At 37.1% G+C, this 15,763-nt stretch carries 14 protein-coding genes; 9 read left to right on the plus strand and 5 right to left on the minus strand.

Translation table 11 applies throughout. The annotated features are described in order from the left end of the window. Positions 1–3 precede the first annotated feature (3 nt). The 4 genes from FG27_RS07010 to FG27_RS07025 all read right to left on the minus strand — a co-directional run bounded on the left by FG27_RS07010 (position 4) and on the right by FG27_RS07025 (position 4,403). Positions 4–819 carry a GLPGLI family protein gene (locus FG27_RS07010; RefSeq protein WP_037317293.1) on the minus strand — a complete coding sequence of 272 codons (816 nt, stop codon included), beginning with the start codon at positions 817–819 and terminating at the stop codon, positions 4–6. A 12-nt stretch (positions 820–831) separates the two neighbouring features. Continuing rightward, positions 832–1,674, minus strand: coding sequence for a GLPGLI family protein (locus FG27_RS07015; RefSeq protein ID WP_037322020.1), 843 nt, complete (start codon positions 1,672–1,674; stop codon positions 832–834). Positions 1,675–1,779: 105 nt separating this feature from the next. Next, complete coding sequence (locus tag FG27_RS07020; RefSeq protein ID WP_037317296.1) at positions 1,780–3,933, minus strand: molybdopterin cofactor-binding domain-containing protein; 2,154 nt, start codon at positions 3,931–3,933, stop codon at positions 1,780–1,782. Positions 3,934–3,935: 2 nt separating this feature from the next. Then, on the minus strand, positions 3,936–4,403 hold the full coding sequence (locus tag FG27_RS07025; protein WP_037317299.1) for a (2Fe-2S)-binding protein: 468 nt from the start codon (positions 4,401–4,403) through the stop codon (positions 3,936–3,938). Between the two features lie 162 nt (positions 4,404–4,565). Between FG27_RS07025 and FG27_RS07030 the strand changes: the two genes are divergently transcribed. Continuing rightward, positions 4,566–6,035 (plus strand): DASS family sodium-coupled anion symporter, encoded by a 1,470-nt coding sequence (locus FG27_RS07030; protein WP_037317302.1) that lies wholly within the window; start codon positions 4,566–4,568, stop codon positions 6,033–6,035. A gap of 1 nt (position 6,036) precedes the next feature. On the opposite strand, the gene FG27_RS07035 is transcribed toward FG27_RS07030, so the two are convergent. Continuing rightward, complete coding sequence (locus tag FG27_RS07035; protein ID WP_037317305.1) at positions 6,037–7,068, minus strand: AraC family transcriptional regulator; 1,032 nt, start codon at positions 7,066–7,068, stop codon at positions 6,037–6,039. Positions 7,069–7,667: 599 nt separating this feature from the next. Between FG27_RS07035 and FG27_RS07040 the strand changes: the two genes are divergently transcribed. The 8 genes from FG27_RS07040 (at position 7,668) to FG27_RS07075 (ending at position 15,682) form a co-directional block, all read left to right on the plus strand. Beyond that, a complete protein-coding gene (locus tag FG27_RS07040; RefSeq protein ID WP_037317309.1) occupies positions 7,668–8,003 on the plus strand; it encodes an arsenosugar biosynthesis-associated peroxidase-like protein in 336 nt (111 codons plus the stop codon). 63 nt (positions 8,004–8,066) lie between these two features. Continuing rightward, on the plus strand, positions 8,067–9,125 hold the full coding sequence (arsS, locus tag FG27_RS07045) for an arsenosugar biosynthesis radical SAM (seleno)protein ArsS (RefSeq protein ID WP_037317312.1): 1,059 nt from the start codon (positions 8,067–8,069) through the stop codon (positions 9,123–9,125). 13 nt (positions 9,126–9,138) lie between these two features. After that, complete coding sequence (locus FG27_RS07050; protein ID WP_231563295.1) at positions 9,139–9,753, plus strand: TIGR04282 family arsenosugar biosynthesis glycosyltransferase; 615 nt, start codon at positions 9,139–9,141, stop codon at positions 9,751–9,753. A 3-nt stretch (positions 9,754–9,756) separates the two neighbouring features. Next, positions 9,757–10,569, plus strand: coding sequence for a purine-nucleoside phosphorylase (locus FG27_RS07055; protein WP_037317315.1), 813 nt, complete (start codon positions 9,757–9,759; stop codon positions 10,567–10,569). 6 nt (positions 10,570–10,575) lie between these two features. Beyond that, positions 10,576–11,862, plus strand: coding sequence for an NAD(P)/FAD-dependent oxidoreductase (locus FG27_RS07060; protein ID WP_037317318.1), 1,287 nt, complete (start codon positions 10,576–10,578; stop codon positions 11,860–11,862). Then, a complete protein-coding gene (locus tag FG27_RS07065) occupies positions 11,859–13,442 on the plus strand; it encodes a 4Fe-4S dicluster domain-containing protein (protein ID WP_037317320.1) in 1,584 nt (527 codons plus the stop codon). The genes FG27_RS07060 and FG27_RS07065 overlap by 4 nt, the downstream gene beginning before the upstream one ends. After that, the gene (locus FG27_RS07070; RefSeq protein WP_081912603.1) at positions 13,443–14,216 is read left to right on the plus strand and encodes a glycosyltransferase family 2 protein; all 774 of its coding nucleotides are present in this window, start codon (positions 13,443–13,445) and stop codon (positions 14,214–14,216) included. Further along, entirely contained in the window at positions 14,216–15,682 is a 1,467-nt protein-coding gene (locus tag FG27_RS07075; protein WP_037317322.1) for a cellulose synthase family protein, read from the plus strand. The genes FG27_RS07070 and FG27_RS07075 overlap by 1 nt, the downstream gene beginning before the upstream one ends. The last annotated feature ends 81 nt before the right edge of the window (positions 15,683–15,763 follow it).

The following is a 15,763-nucleotide window of genomic DNA, read 5'->3' on the forward strand; positions in this document are numbered from 1 at the left end:
AATTTATTCCAACTCTATGGGATTATTTCGGCTTTTATAGTTTTCTTTTAATTCTTTTTTGGCTTCTTTCTCACTTTCTTTAGACCAGCCAATTTTAACACCGGCTTTTATTAATGCTCCCAAAAGATCACGATCATGATTATCTTTAACGGATAGAAAATCTTTCTTGGAAACAAGGGTAAATCGATTCTTCTCAATACTCACTGCAACAGGTTTTTTTAATTCGTGAAATCCTGTCATTTTAAAATGATAATAATTTTGGGTATCAGAAATTTCAATGATCAAACCCGGCAAACCGCTAAATTTATAAGGCCCATCAGAAATTGGAATTTCAGAAGTAAACCAGGCAACATATTCCCTCCCCGCAAAATTAGTAGTTGCTTTTTGTACCTTATAGCCAGAGACGTTTTTTGCTTCAGAATGAATTTCCCATTCCTGAAGTGGGAGTTTTTCGTTATACTTAAAGCTATCTTTAAAAATCCGTTCAAAAAATAGAATTTCTCCTTCAGTAAAATTTTTAAATATTTTATACTTGAACTTTGTTTGCGGTCGAGCCATAAACCTACCGGTCTTTTCAAAATTCTTTTTTCTAATCTTGTTGATAGAATCATGCTTCAAAAAATTTTCACTGGTAAACCTGGAGATATTATCCCCCATATAAAGTACCATGGTTTCATTTTGAATAGATTCAGCATCGGTTGAATCTATTTGCCATGTTAACTCATAAGTAGCTTTGTATTTAAACTTTTCGTTTAATTCCTGTGCTTTACAAATTGGAAAAGCCAGAATAAACAAAAGAGAAAAGTAAACATATTTCATAAGATAGGGGTTTTATTGCAGTTCTATGGGATTATTCTGCTTCTCCAATTTTTCTTTGTATTCCCGCAAAAGCTTTTCTTTTTGTCCATCTTTAAAACCTATAGTAATATTTTTTTCCGGAGTATTATTTCGTTCTAAAACAGCAAAAGGATCTAGCTTATATTCTTTAATTCGTTCTAAAATTTCCTTTTTATCACTTTTTATAAAATGAGAAGCTTTAAGCTCTACGCTAACAGGGTTCTTGAACTTTTCGAAACTTTTTAGTTTATAATTATAATGATTTTGAGTGTCGCTAATTTCAAGGATAAGTCCCGGTAAACCATTAAATTTATAAGGTCCCTCCTGCATTGGAATTTCTGAAGTAAACCAGGCGATATAATTTCTTCCGGCAAAAGTGGTAGTCGCCTTTTGTGCCTGATAGCCTTCTATCAGCTTATTCTCCGGCAAAATCTCCCAACTAAATTGGTTCAGGTCTTCTTCGTACCTCAGGTTATCCCTAAGAATTTTATAGGAGTAAGATATTTTTTCTTCCGGAAAACCTTTGTAAATCACCGATTCAAACTCGGTTTTAGTTTTTTTAGCACGTTCTTCAAAATCCATACTTCCAATATCTCTTCCCTGTAAATTCATTTTTAAAGAATCACTCATCGTTCGGCCTTTACTGGCAAAAATAGAAACCTTATTACCCAGGTATAAATTGAAATCTTCTGACTTCACTTCCTCAATATTTGTAGAATCGGGGAAATAGGTTAACTCGTAGGTAGCTTTATACTTAATTTGATCTTGTATTTTTTGATTTTGAGCAAAGACAGATGAAAAAATTAAACTGAAAATTATTAAAAGGAAATTCTGCATTAGTGATGCTTTTTTAGATGAATAATTAACGAATATGAAGAATAAAATCATCGCATCAAAAATTTTAACTATAAAATTAGTAGTCAAACTAAAAAACACGGTGATCTATGCAGAAACCTCTTTATTCACCGGCAGTGAACTTACCTGGGTGCCAGTCGCCCGGTAAATTGCGTTTAAGATCGCGGCGGCCGATGGGCCCTGTGCAGCCTCCCCTGCACCAAGAGCTTTTTCATTTGGCCTGTCTATTACCTCAACATGAATCTCTGGAATATCGGCAAATCTAAAAATAGGATAGCTTTCCCAGTCGGTACTGCTTACATGAGTTTGATCAAATTTTACCGCTTCCTGCAAAGTCCAACTCGCCGACTGGATCATTCCGCCTTCGGTCTGATTTTTTAATCCGTTAGGATTTATAACTTCCCCGCTATCTATGGCGCCCCACATTTCTTTTACTAAAATTTTAGCGTTAGCAGCACTAACCCTTGCAGCTACCGCAAAGTATGAAGCCGAATTTTTATAGCGTGCAAATGCAAATCCTAAACCTTCGTTAGCCTGTAAACTTACTCCCGCTGTCATTTCCTTTACTTTATTCAGCACATCTTTAGCGCGTTGATCCTCCAGGTGTTTTATTCTAAAATCAACTGGAACTTCGCCTGCTTTTTCTGCCAGCCTATCCATAAAATTCTCGATAGCCAAAATATTAGAATAAGCCCCTAAACTCCGTAAAGCTGAAACCCTTAAGGGACCTTTAAAATAATGTGCATCTATTTTTTGATGGGGAATACTATAATAAGGCTCTGAATTCCTATAAGCACCTCCAAAGTAACCTTTTGGTCTTTTTGCAGTTGTACCATTATAGAAACTCGAAGGCAGCAGATTTTGTTTATCGCCTCCCGGTCTTGTACTGTGTGTATCTGACCAAACATTATATTTCCAGTTTTTAATTTTCCCGTCGGAATTCAAACTTCCTTCCAGTTCCATTATCATCGCACTACCATAAGGTTCCCAGGCGTGTTCATCGGCACGGGTCCATTGCAGCCTAATATGTTTTTCGGGATTTTCTATGGCGAGAATAGCGGCTTCAGCAGCTACATCGTCGGCGCCATTATGCCCATAACATCCCGAACCCGGCACACCGGTAATTTGTATATTTTCTTCATTTAAATTTAGTAGATCGGCTATAGTTTCTCTAAGCGGATAAACGCCCTGGGTATGCGACCAAATGTGTAGCTTTTTATCTTTAAAAATTGCTACTGCACAAGATGGTCCTATCGCACCGTGCATTACATAGGGTTTAAAATAACTGGCTTTTATCGAGTTTCCATCAAGATCTAAACTTCCTTTATTCACAACATTTTCAGTTTCTCTACTTAAACTTTTTAAATAATCTGCTGAAAATTCCTCTGGCTTTAGGCTTTCTCCTTTACTCCATTTACAGTCACGCTCTAAAATATTCTTAGCTTTTTCTGCCTGGTATTCATCTTCAGAAAGCACCCCGATAAAATCATTGACTTTTATGATCTTAACGTCTAATTTTTCGACATTTCCTTTATTAAATGAAGTAAGCTTGGCATCGTAAGCAGCAGGACGTACAATTCTTGCATGTAACATTTTTGGGAATCTAAGGTCCTGCACATAAACCGGAAGCCCTCTAACCATTTGACCAATATCCTTTCTTAGTACGGGAGTTCCCACTACCTGGTGATCTTTTTTGGATTTGAGCCTGGCATTTTCCGGAACCACTTCTTCAATTTGCTCTCCATCAAGAATATTGAAGAAATTCTCCTGAAAATTGCCATCTTTTGAAAGTACCATCCCATCTTTGAGGTACAAATTATTGGCATCGATTTGATGTTTATCTGCTGCACGCGCTATTAAAATGCTTGCTGCGGCTGCGGCTGCTTTTCTAACAGCCATAGCACTTTGCGCAACAGATCTACTACCGGCGGTATAACCTTCATTTGGAGTGGTAGATGTTTCGGCGAGTTTTACTTCAATTAAATCTACATTCATATTTAACTCTTCCGCAGCTACCTGAGCGATCGCGATGCGGATTCCCTGCCCCAATTCCATTTTTCCTGAAAATATTCTTACACGGCCATCTTCTAAAACCTGCAACCAGTCTTTAATCCTGGGTTGCTGTACTATTGATGCTAGTGATTCATCTTTAAAAGGACTCCACGCCAGGCCTGGCACTAAACTGAAACCAATAGCTACATACCCGGTACTTTTTATAAAATTTCTTCTTGAAGTTTTCATGATTATTTAGCTATTGCCGCAGCTTGAATTGCCCTAATTATTCTCGTATGAGTTCCGCACCTACATAGAACCCGCTTTAATTTTTCATTTATTGCTGCACGATCTGGATTTGGATTTTCATTAAGTAACCAGGCACCAGAGATCAGCATTCCGTTTAGACAAAATCCGCATTGGGCAGCCTGTTCTGCTACAAAAGCTTCTTGAAGAGGATGTAAATCGCCATTTTCTGAAGTAAGGCCTTCCAGGGTAGTAATTTCCATTCCTACCACATCGGCCACAGGAATTTTACAACTGGGATCTGCCTTACCATCCATAAGTACCATACACGCGCCGCATTGCTCTAGGCCGCAGCCGTATTTAGGTCCGTTGAGTTCGAGTTCATTACGCAGTACATACAGTAAAGGGGTTTCTGGATCTACGTTTACACGATATTCCTTAGCATTCACTTTAAGGCTTAATTCTTCTTTCATAGCACTTTAATTAAAACACAGAGCTACTAAATATAAGTAATTACTCAGGTTTAAGAGGAAATTGCTAACATTCAAATTATTTTTTAACATCTTAATTACTATTTTCTTTAAAATATTCAGCATTAATAATTTTAATACCTTGTCAGGGTTTAAAATTTTAGAATGAACAAATTCACAAGAGCTTTAATTCTAATAGCGGGCCCATTAATATTTATTATACTTCAAATACTGGGCGCGCCAAAATCTATGCCTCCTGCCGCTTTTGATATTTTATGTATTACAATTTGGATGGCGCTCTGGTGGGTTACCGAGGTGATTCCGATTTCGGTTACAGCATTGCTTCCAATCGTAATGTTCCCACTCACCGGGGCTTTGGATATTGAAACCACTACTGCCGCCTTTGGTCATAAATATGTTTTTTTATATCTGGGCGGATTTGTTCTAGCGGTAGCTATAGAAAAATGGAATTTACACCGAAGAATTGCCTTGAATATTATTAACCTAATTGGGAGCAAAATAAAATTCATCATCCTTGGCTTTATGATTGCCACAGCCTTTCTTTCTATGTGGATTTCCAATACGGCTACCTCCGTAATGATGTTACCTATTGGCACCGCGATAATAAGTCAGTTAAAAAACAATCCTTTTAGTGAAGAAAACGAAACGGAAGTTTTTGGCAAAGCATTAATGCTTGCTATTGCTTATAGCGCCTCAATTGGAGGAATTGGAACTTTAATTGGGACACCGCCAAACCTTGTGTTTGCAGGAATTGTAGAAGAATTATATGGTATAGAGATCAGTTTTATGAAATGGGCTCTTCTGGGCATACCAATCTCAGTTTTTCTTCTTTTTATTTGCTGGAAATATTTAACTGTTTTCGCCTTCAAATTTAATAAAGCTGAATTTCCAGGGGGCAGGGCAGAAATATTAAAATTGCTGAAATCTTTAGGAAAAATAAGCAAGCAAGAGAAAAGGGTACTTATCATCTTTACCTGTACCGCATTTTTATGGATTACGCGCTCGTTTTTAGTTCAGCCGTGGCTTCCTTTTATAGACGATACAATTATAGCAATTATAGCTGCCATTGCGCTTTTTATTGTTCCATCAGGAAAAGAAACAAAACCATTATTAAACTGGGAAGAAGCAGTTAAAATACCGTGGGGAATTATTTTACTTTTTGGAGGCGGGATGGCACTGGCGAAAGGTTTTAGTGAAACAGGTTTAGCCGTATGGATTGGCGAACAATTAACTTACCTCCAGGCATTACCCCTATTTTTACTAATTTTAATACTGGTAGCGGCGGTTAACTTTCTTACTGAAGTTACTTCAAACCTGGCTACAACAGCTATGCTACTGCCTATCTTAGCGCCAATGGCTTTAGCTATGGGGCTTCATCCCTATTTACTATTAATAAGCGCTACACTGGCAGCATCCTGCGCTTTTATGTTACCGGTAGCAACTCCGCCAAACGCTGTGGTTTTTGGTTCGGGTTATTTAAAAATTCCCGATATGATAAAAACCGGATTATGGATGAACCTGTTTTCTATCCTTTTAATAAGCATCCTGGTGTATTTCTTCCTACCCAGCATCTGGGATTTTAAAATTGAAGAAATCCCGGAAATATTTAAATAGCTTATTCAGAATCTGCATCTATGCGCTTTCTCGTTTTCAAGAAATATTTCGGGTTCACTCCGTATTTTTCTTTAAAGATCTTTGAGAAATAGCTTCTATTATTAAGACCTATAGCGATTACAATTTCAGAAATATTCTTTTCTGAAGTCATTAGCATTTCCTTAGCGGCTTCAAGTTTCTTATGCTGCATATATTTATTCACGGTAAGGTCGTAAACATATTTAAAGCCTTCCTGAAGTTTGTTTACGTTAGTACCGGCTTCTTTAGCCAGCGCTTCTACCGTTAAATTGCTGCCAAGATCGCCCTGAATTCTTTTCACTACATAATCAACTTTTTCAATATCAGATTGTCTTAGAATTTGGGGAAGCTTATCTCCAGATTCATCATCCTGGTATTGAGAAATTTGAATCACCAACATTTGAAAGGCTTTGGCTTCAAGAAAAAGAGATCTTAAAAACCCGGAAAAATCCTTGGTATTGATCTCGTTCATAATATCGGCAGCTTTGATACTATAATTCCCCTGGTAGAAGAATTGCCGCTCTGCAACGGCATCTTTAAACAAATCTTTTAAAGTGGGATCCAGATCTTTAAAATCGTAATTTCTACGGTGTGCAAAAACCGACCTTATAATTTCCAAACTGGATATATGTGTGGCCTCATTAGCCTTAAAATATAAAACATGACCATTATAACCACTGCTGGAAACAATGATATTTTGATAAGATTTAATTTCATTCACCTTTTTTGTATCCTGAAAAGAATGCCCTATGGTCCCGGTGGAACAAAAAATAAATTTAAGCGGGTGCACAGTATTGAGCGCAAAATGAATTTCTACATCCTCATAAAACTTACAATTATATGTAATAAATCCCATGCCGGAATCAAAACTGATCCCTCTAATAAATCCTTCACCAATATTCTTTGGTAATTCTATAGTATATTCTCCACTTCCGTTTTCAACGGGTGCATTAAGGTTTTCAGATATATCCTGAATAATTTCATCTACCGGTAAGGTCTTTACATTTATTCTCATAAAAAAAATACTAAGGGAAAACCCCTGTAAACCAATATTTTAAGCTCAAACTATATCGAACTAATCTAATTTAAGCAGAATTTAACATTTCAGAAATTAGCGTAAAGTTAAAATATACCACCAAATACAATTAACATTTCCTATTTAAGGCAATGTTAGTGCGAAAAACGGTAGTAATGCAAATTTCTTAATCAAGGGCTTAAAATACATAATTGAAATCAAAGAAAGCGTATAAAGCGTAATAATTATTCTAAAAGCGTCAAGCAAAACAAATTAACTATCAGATATTTACATATTACTAATCACGCCCTCTCCTACCCTGGTTAGGTACCTAAATACCAATAAACTATGGATGTTATCTTTCTCCTTTTGGGTCTTGAAGCTTTAGCTATTATAATTGTTTCTGCATTTTTTGTAAAAAAAATAATTAGAACTTTAAGAAAAAGATAGCTGAAACCCGCAATTTTCTTCTTTTAAGTTTACATTTTTTATTTAGACTTTAAGCATTAAACTCGCTATTTTAAATAGAACAATCATTGGTTACGTAAGTTTTAATAGATATTTTAGACAAAAATTGTACTAATTAATTTATTAATACTATGTCTAAGACTTATTACAACCCTGATGACCTTCGAAAATTTAGTAAAATCACCGAATGGAACGAAGATCTGGGAAATAAATTTTTTGATTACTACGGGAAAGTTTTTGAAGAAGGCGCTCTCTCTGCTCGCGAAAAATCTTTAATTGCATTAGCTGTTTCTCACGTGGTACAATGCCCATATTGTATTGATGCCTATACTAAAGATGGCCTGCAGCGTGGTATTGAAAAAGAGGAGATGATGGAAGCCGTTCACGTAGGAGCCGCAATAAAAGGTGGAGCTACCCTGGTTCACGGCGTTCAAATGATGAATAAATATGAAAAACTATCTATGTGATGTTTCAAATTTATTTGAAAACTTTATACTTAGCTCCTTTTCGAATTCTTCAACCTTAGATCCATGCCTTTATTAAAATCTTTAGCAGCAAGAAAAGACGATCTTTCCAAACCTGCCAATCAACTTAAATTTTTGAGCAATGGAATTTTTAGAGAAGAGGAACTTCCTCTTTTCAAAGATAAAATTGCTGAAAGCGGAAACTATCCATTAAAGCCTAAAAAACTGGAAATTCTGCAGCTTAATTTAGGTTATATGTGCAACCAGGTTTGTTCGCATTGTCACGTAGATGCTGGTCCAGACCGTAAAGAGATTATGACTAAGGAAACTATGCAACAATGCCTGGAAGTTATAAAAACAACCGGGGCACATACCTTAGATCTTACCGGTGGCGCGCCAGAAATGAACCCCAATTTTAGATGGTTTGTGGAAGAAGCCTCAAAAGCAGGCATTAAAGATTTTATAGTTAGATCTAATCTTACAATTATTCTTGCGAATAAAAAGTATCACGATTTACCCGAATTTTTCAGAAAACATAAGGTGCACGTAGTTTCTTCGTTGCCATTTTATAAAAAGGAAAAAACCGATAAGCAACGCGGCAGCGGAGTTTTTGATAAATCTATAAAAGCTTTACAAATGCTTAACGCTGTTGGCTATGCACAGGAAGATTCAGATTTAAAACTGGATTTGGTTTATAACCCCGCCGGTGCCTTTCTACCTACCAACCAACAAGCATTGGAACAGGATTTTAAAACCGCACTTAAAGAAGATTTCAATATAGATTTTGATAATTTATTTGCTATCACAAACCTTCCCATAAGTAGGTTTTTAGAATTTTTGATCGCCTCAGAAAATTATGAAGATTATATGTATGCGCTAGTAGAAGCCTATAATCCAGCCGCAGTTGAAAATGTAATGTGCACCAATACCATTTCTATAAGTTGGGATGGCTGGTTATATGATTGTGATTTTAACCAGATGCTGGAATTAAAAGTGGACAGCAAAGTGCAGCATATTAGCGATTACAATGAAGATTTATTGAACAACAGGGAAATAAGAATTTCCCAGCATTGCTATGGTTGTACCGCCGGTGCCGGAAGTAGTTGCCAGGGTTCTGTTGCTTAAATTCATAATAAAGTTGGAAAGAAATATTTCAGAATCACTACTTATAATTTTTACTAAAAATCCTGAAATTGGAAAGGTAAAAACAAGATTGGCGGTAACTACCGGTAATGAAACTGCGCTTAATATTTATAAGTTTCTGCTTCAGCATACACTTTCGGTTACCAGTAATCTTAATACTGATAAATGGATTTATTATTCTGAAGAAATCCCGGAAAAAGATATTTGGCCTTCAGAAATCTTCAGCAAAAAATTGCAACAGGGAGAGGATCTAGGCGAAAAGATGGAAAATGCATTTCGCGAAGCTTTCAAGCATAATTATGAAAAGGTAATAATTATTGGAAGCGATTTATACGACATAGTACAAAACGATCTTGAAAATGCCTTTTTGGAGCTCGAAAAAAATGATTTTGTGATAGGTCCCGCTAAAGATGGAGGCTATTACTTATTAGGCATGAAATCTTTAATCCCGGAACTTTTTAAAAATAAAAAATGGAGTAGTTCTTCGGTGCTAAGCGACACCTTAAAAGATTTAAAAAATAAAAAAATAAAACTCCTGGAAACCCGCAACGATATTGATGAATTTCACGATATTAAAAATGAGCCGGCTTTCAGCAAATTTTTGAATTAACTCATGATAAAAGAACTAAAAGAATCTACCAATTATCTTATTTCCCAAGGATTTGACTCCCCTGAGATAGGCGTGATCCTGGGTACAGGACTTGGAAAACTGGGAGAAGAAATCGAAATAATAGCAGAAGCAAGCTATAATGATATTCCACATTTCCCAACTGCCACAGTAGAATTTCATAAAGGGAAACTCATTTTTGGAATTTTAGAAGGCAAAAAAGTAGTCGTAATGCAAGGCCGATTTCATCATTACGAGGGCTATTCTTTACAGGAGGTAACTTATCCCGTACGAGTTATGAAAATGCTCGGGATTAAAAAATTATTGGTGAGCAATGCCTCTGGATCAATCAACCTCGACTATAAAAAAGGAGAGTTAATGCTTATTGATGACCACATTAACCTACTGGGAGATTCGCCTTTAGCTTTTAACGGGGTAGAAAAATTAGGCGAGCGCTTTTTGGATATGAGTCGGCCTTATAATGCCGAAATGAATGCAATTCTAAAAGATTCAGCAAAGAAAAATAATATTGTATTACATACAGGAGTTTATGCTTCGGTATTGGGACCTCAACTGGAAACCCGTGCAGAATATAGAATGCTTAAAATAATTGGTGCCGATGCAGTAGGTATGAGCACAGTTCCCGAAATTATCGTGGCCAATCATTTAAAACTACCCGTTTCGGCTATTTCTGTAATTACAGATGAAGGCGACCCCGATAACCTAAAACCGGTAAATATTGACGAAATTATCGCAATGGCCGAAAAAGCAGAACCAAATATGATTAAGCTTTTTAAGGAAGTAGTGAAATCTGTTTAAACCGGTATGGAACACATCGTTATTATAGGAAATGGGATTTCAGGAATTACCTGTGCGCGGCATATCAGGAAAAATTCCGACGCAAAAATTACCGTAATTTCTGCGGAAAGCGAGTATTTCTTTTCCCGTACCGCCCTGATGTATGTGTATATGGGCCATATGAAATGGAATCACCTAAAACCTTATGAAGACTGGTTTTGGGAAAAAAACCGCATTGAACTTAAAACTGGTTTTGTTGAAAAAATTGATTTTGAAGAAAAAATGCTTCATTTTTCTTCGGAAGAAATGATGAATTATGACAAACTGGTTTTGGCAACGGGTTCGGTTTATAATAAATTCGGTTGGGAAGGTCAGGATTTAAAGGGTGTTCAGGGATTGGTTTCTAAACAGGATCTGGAGCTGCTGGAGAAAAACACCAAAAATTGCAAAAAAGCAGTAATTATTGGCGGCGGACTTATTGGCGTAGAACTCGCCGAAATGCTCAAAACCCGAAATATTGAAGTTACTTTCCTGATTCGGGAAGAAGCTTTTTGGCATAATGTCCTGCCCATCCAGGATGCTGAAATGATCTCTAAACATATCAAATCCCACGGCGTAGATCTTAGAGAGAAAACAGAACTGGATAAGATTGTTGCGAATGAAAATGGAAGAGTTAAATCTATAATCATAAATTCCGGAGAAGAAATTGAATGCCACCTGGTTGGGCTTTGCACTGGCGTTAGACCAAATATAGATTTTCTTAAAAATTCGCATCTGGAAACCGATAAGGGAATTCTGGTAGATACATTCCTACAAACCAATATCAAAGATGTTTATGCTATTGGCGATTGTGCACAATTAAAGCAGCCATTATCCCATCGCAAACCTATTGAAGCTGTTTGGTATGCCGGCCGTATGATGGGAGAAGCCCTGGCGCAAACTTTAACCGGAAATAAAATGCCCTACAAACCCGGAAACTGGTTTAATTCGGCTAAATTCTTCGATATTGAATATCAAACTTACGGCAATGTTTCAGCAAAACCGGGCGATGACGAAATGCATTTTCATTGGCAGCATAAAGATAATACCAAAGCAATTACTATCGCTTTTGATGCGAATTCAAATAAATTCCTGGGAATAAACACTTTTGGAATCAGAATGCGCCATTCAGTTTTCGATCAATGGCTTAATGAAAACCGAAAAATAAATCACGTGTTGGCCAATTTAAAACAAGCCAATTTTGATCCCGAATTTTACACTCGTTACGAGAAAGACATTTTTAAAAGTTTTAAAGAGAATCTAAAGAAAGCATGAGCAAACTAGAACATAACATGTCTCTTACGGCAGAAGCACCGGCAAAACTTTCTACCACGCAAAGACTGGCCAGCGGTATTGGTTTGGTTGGCCTTTTTATCTTAGTTCTTGCTGTCGCCAATGTGAATTTCCCAAATAAAACTTTATTCCTAAGTTTATCCTTAGGACTTATCGCAGCTGGTACTATAATTTTTGCAAACGATCTCTATCTAGGGAAACACGAAGGAATAAAGAATGATGGTGTTTGGTTTAAATCGCTTACCGGTCGTGGGTTTTGGGCCTGGATTCTGGGAATTACGCTCACGCTTTTTTATATAGTTTTATATTGGTATCCACAATATTTAGGATTAAATGCCGATGGCGAAAACACCGGTATCATCTCACTTTTTGATCCGTTAAGCCAATTCATTAGCGGAAATCCTGCTAGTCAGTGGTTCGTTTACGGTACGCTTTATACGCTGGCTATTCTAATTTTCGGCTATAAATTTATTCTCAAATATCGCAATAATCGATATGAAGTAATTCGCACTTTCTCTGTGATGTTCTTTCAGTTAGGTTTTGCATTTCTACTTCCCGAAATTTTAATTCGGTTAAATCAGCCCTATTATAATCCCGCTAATATCTGGCCTCTTAACTACGATTTGTTTACCGATTATAAGATCAACGAATTCCTTTCGGCAGGCAATGTTGGAGTAATTATGCTAGCTTTTGGTTTGATCTCCATTTTTGTAATCACTCCAATTTTAACTTATAAATACGGTAAACGTTGGTATTGCAGCTGGGTTTGTGGCTGTGGCGGTCTCGCAGAAACCGCCGGCGATCCTTATCGCCAACTTTCGAATAAATCTCAATATGCGTGGAAAATTGAACGCTGGGTAATTCATAGTGTTTTAGTTTTTGTTACCGTAATGACTATCGCGGTTTTATATTCATTTTTAGGCGACAGCGCCAATGACTTCTGGCTTACCAAAGACGTTTTCCTTTGGGGCACGGCTGGTTTCCTTACTTTACTTTTTGCCGTAATTATGATCTTTAAACGTAAAGAATTGGCGCAGGATGCTAAATATGGTGCGATTGGTTATTTAGTGGTGATCTTGTCAATAATAAGCCTCAATTATTTCAGCGGAAATGGAAACATCTTTTCCTTCGGCGGTTACCAGCTTAGGGAATGGTATGGCTTTCTGATTGGCGCCGCATTTTCAGGTGTAATCGGAGTAGGCTTTTACCCGATATTTGGAAGTCGCGTTTGGTGCCGGTACGGTTGCCCAATGGCAGCGATCTTAGGAATGCAGCAACGCCTTTTTTCCAGGTTCAGAATCACAACAAATGGTGGCCAATGTATTTCCTGCGGAAATTGCTCTACCTATTGCGAAATGGGAATTGATGTTCGCGCTTATGCTCAAAAAGGAGAAAATATTGTGCGTTCCAGTTGCGTTGGCTGCGGAATCTGCTCGGCAGTTTGCCCACGTGGCGTTTTAAAACTTGAAAATGACGATATGGACGGACGCATAAATTCTGAAGAAGTGATGTTGGGAAATGATGTAGATCTAATGGATCTGGTAAACCAGAAATCGAAGTAAATGCCGCAAAAAAAACACGCAAGTCGGGGCAGAAGAACGAAATACGAATCAGAAAACAATCCCCTTAATGAAGCTAAACTTCAAGGAATTATAATAAAAGTTATTATTCCGGCTTATAACGAAGAAGAGTCCATAGCTAAAGTCATTGCAGAAATTCCGGAAATTGTTCAGGAAGTAATTGTGGTAAGCAACAAATCTACCGATGCCACAGAAAAAAATGCTAAAAACGCCGGCGCCACGGTGCTACAGGAAAACCGCAAAGGTTATGGTTATGCCTGCTTAAAGGGAATGGATTATATATCAAAACAAGAAAACAAACCCGATATTATTGTTTTCCTTGACGGTGATTACAGCGATTTCCCAGCCGAACTAACTAAAATTATCGCTCCAATTATTAAGGAAAACAAAGACCTGGTTATTGGCTCCCGGGTTAAAAGATGGCGTGAAAAAGGCTCGATGACTTTGCCGCAGATATTTGGAAACTGGCTGGCGACTTCCCTAATGAAATTATTCTTCAACGCCCGCTTTACCGATTTAGGTCCTTTTAGAGCAATTAAATACGATAAGTTGCTTGAACTTGAAATGCAGGATAAAACTTACGGTTGGACGGTAGAAATGCAATTAAAAGCCTTAAAAAAAGGATTTTCTTGCACTGAAGTTCCCGTCCATTACAAAAACAGGATTGGCACTTCTAAAGTTTCGGGAACCGTTAAAGGTGCTATCTTTGCAGGAGTAAAAATCCTGGGTTGGATCTTTAAATACAGTTTTAAGTAATGGATTTAGCCATTATCATCATATATACCCTTGCCCTGCTGCTTATTTTCTTCTATAGTATTTCGCAGCTGCAATTATTATTGAATTATCTGAAAGCAAAAAAACAGGTAGATGCTTCGGAAAAATTCAACCTGGATAATCCTGCAGAAATTCCGTTTGTTACCATTCAACTTCCACTCTACAACGAACTGTATGTAGTAGAACGCCTTTTGAAAAATATCGCCAAAATTGAATATCCACTTGAAAAATTAGAAATACAGGTTTTAGATGATTCTACCGATGAATCTATTGAGAAAATCAAAACCCTGGTAGATCAACTTCAAACAACCGGGCTCGACATCCAACACATTACCCGAAAAGATCGCAGCGGTTTTAAAGCCGGCGCATTAAAAGAAGGCTTAAAAATCGCTAAAGGAGAGTTTATCGCGATATTCGATTCAGATTTTATGCCGAAAAAAGATTGGTTACTCCGAACTGTACCATATTTCAAAGATCCTGAAATTGGGGTGGTGCAAACTCGATGGGGCCATATTAATCGGGACTATTCCTTGCTTACCAAAATCCAGGCATTCGCTTTAGATTTTCATTTTATCCTGGAACAAACCGGTCGTAATTTTGGCAGGCATTTTATCAACTTTAACGGAACTGCAGGAATATGGAGGAAAGAATGTATTTTGGACGCAGGAAATTGGAGCGGAGACACCTTAACTGAAGACCTTGATCTAAGTTATCGAGCACAACTAAAAAACTGGAAATTTAAATACCTGGAAGATGTAGAAACTCCCGCCGAATTACCGGTAGCAATAAGCGCGGCTCGTTCGCAACAATTTCGATGGAATAAAGGTGCTGCAGAGAATTTTAAAAAGAATTTTAAGAATTTAGTGAAAGATAAATCGGTTCCCTTTGGCACTAAATTTCACGCGTTTTTTCACCTCCTAAATTCCAGTATGTTTTTAATCATTCTGGTCCTGGCGGTTTTAAGTATTCCGGTATTGTTTATTAAAAACAACAATCCGCAGTTTGGCTGGTATTTTAATTTGGTGGCTTTCTTTTTAGTGAGCACAGTAATTTTCTTTTTGTGTTATTATGCGGCTTATGCGAAGATTCACGGGAAGAGTTTTAAAAGCTTTTTGAAGTTTATAGGCATGTTTTTTACGTTCTTTTCGGTAGCCATGGGATTTTCGGTTCACAATTCCCTGGCGGTTTTGGAAGGTCATCTGGGTAAAAAATCAGCTTTTATTAGAACGCCAAAATTCAATGTAAGTTCCCTCAACGATTCCTGGAAAAAGAATATTTATATTCAGCAGAAATTCTCTTTAAGCATCGCCGTAGAATTTGCTTTATGGCTGTATTTTGGTTTCGGACTTTATAGCGCTTTTATGCTGAACGACTTTAGCCTGGCCATTTTTCACCTGATGTTGTTTATAGGCTTTGGATTTGTGGTTTTTAGATCGGTGAAGATTTGAAAGGCTAAATAGATTAAATTCAAAATTATTGTCATCGTCATCCTGAACTCGTTTCAGGATCTAACAAGATTTGAATATCCA

The sequence above is a fragment of the Salegentibacter sp. Hel_I_6 genome, from assembly GCF_000745315.1.
Taxonomy (GTDB): domain Bacteria; phylum Bacteroidota; class Bacteroidia; order Flavobacteriales; family Flavobacteriaceae; genus Salegentibacter.

Excerpts from the sequence above, each read along its gene's own strand:
- FG27_RS07035 (WP_037317305.1), bottom strand. The coding sequence starts at position 7,068 with ATGAGAATAAATGTAAAGACCTTACCGGTAGATGAAATTATTCAGGAT.
- FG27_RS07020 (WP_037317296.1), bottom strand. The coding sequence starts at position 3,933 with ATGAAAACTTCAAGAAGAAATTTTATAAAAAGTACCGGGTATGTAGCT.
- FG27_RS07065 (WP_037317320.1), top strand. The coding sequence starts at position 11,859 with ATGAGCAAACTAGAACATAACATGTCTCTTACGGCAGAAGCACCGGCA.
- FG27_RS07025 (WP_037317299.1), bottom strand. The coding sequence starts at position 4,403 with ATGAAAGAAGAATTAAGCCTTAAAGTGAATGCTAAGGAATATCGTGTA.
- arsS (WP_037317312.1), top strand. The coding sequence starts at position 8,067 with ATGCCTTTATTAAAATCTTTAGCAGCAAGAAAAGACGATCTTTCCAAA.
- FG27_RS07055 (WP_037317315.1), top strand. The coding sequence starts at position 9,757 with ATGATAAAAGAACTAAAAGAATCTACCAATTATCTTATTTCCCAAGGA.
- FG27_RS07060 (WP_037317318.1), top strand. The coding sequence starts at position 10,576 with ATGGAACACATCGTTATTATAGGAAATGGGATTTCAGGAATTACCTGT.
- FG27_RS07010 (WP_037317293.1), bottom strand. The coding sequence starts at position 819 with ATGAAATATGTTTACTTTTCTCTTTTGTTTATTCTGGCTTTTCCAATT.
- FG27_RS07030 (WP_037317302.1), top strand. The coding sequence starts at position 4,566 with ATGAACAAATTCACAAGAGCTTTAATTCTAATAGCGGGCCCATTAATA.
- FG27_RS07015 (WP_037322020.1), bottom strand. The coding sequence starts at position 1,674 with ATGCAGAATTTCCTTTTAATAATTTTCAGTTTAATTTTTTCATCTGTC.
- FG27_RS07040 (WP_037317309.1), top strand. The coding sequence starts at position 7,668 with ATGTCTAAGACTTATTACAACCCTGATGACCTTCGAAAATTTAGTAAA.
- FG27_RS07075 (WP_037317322.1), top strand. The coding sequence starts at position 14,216 with ATGGATTTAGCCATTATCATCATATATACCCTTGCCCTGCTGCTTATT.
- FG27_RS07070 (WP_081912603.1), top strand. The coding sequence starts at position 13,443 with ATGCCGCAAAAAAAACACGCAAGTCGGGGCAGAAGAACGAAATACGAA.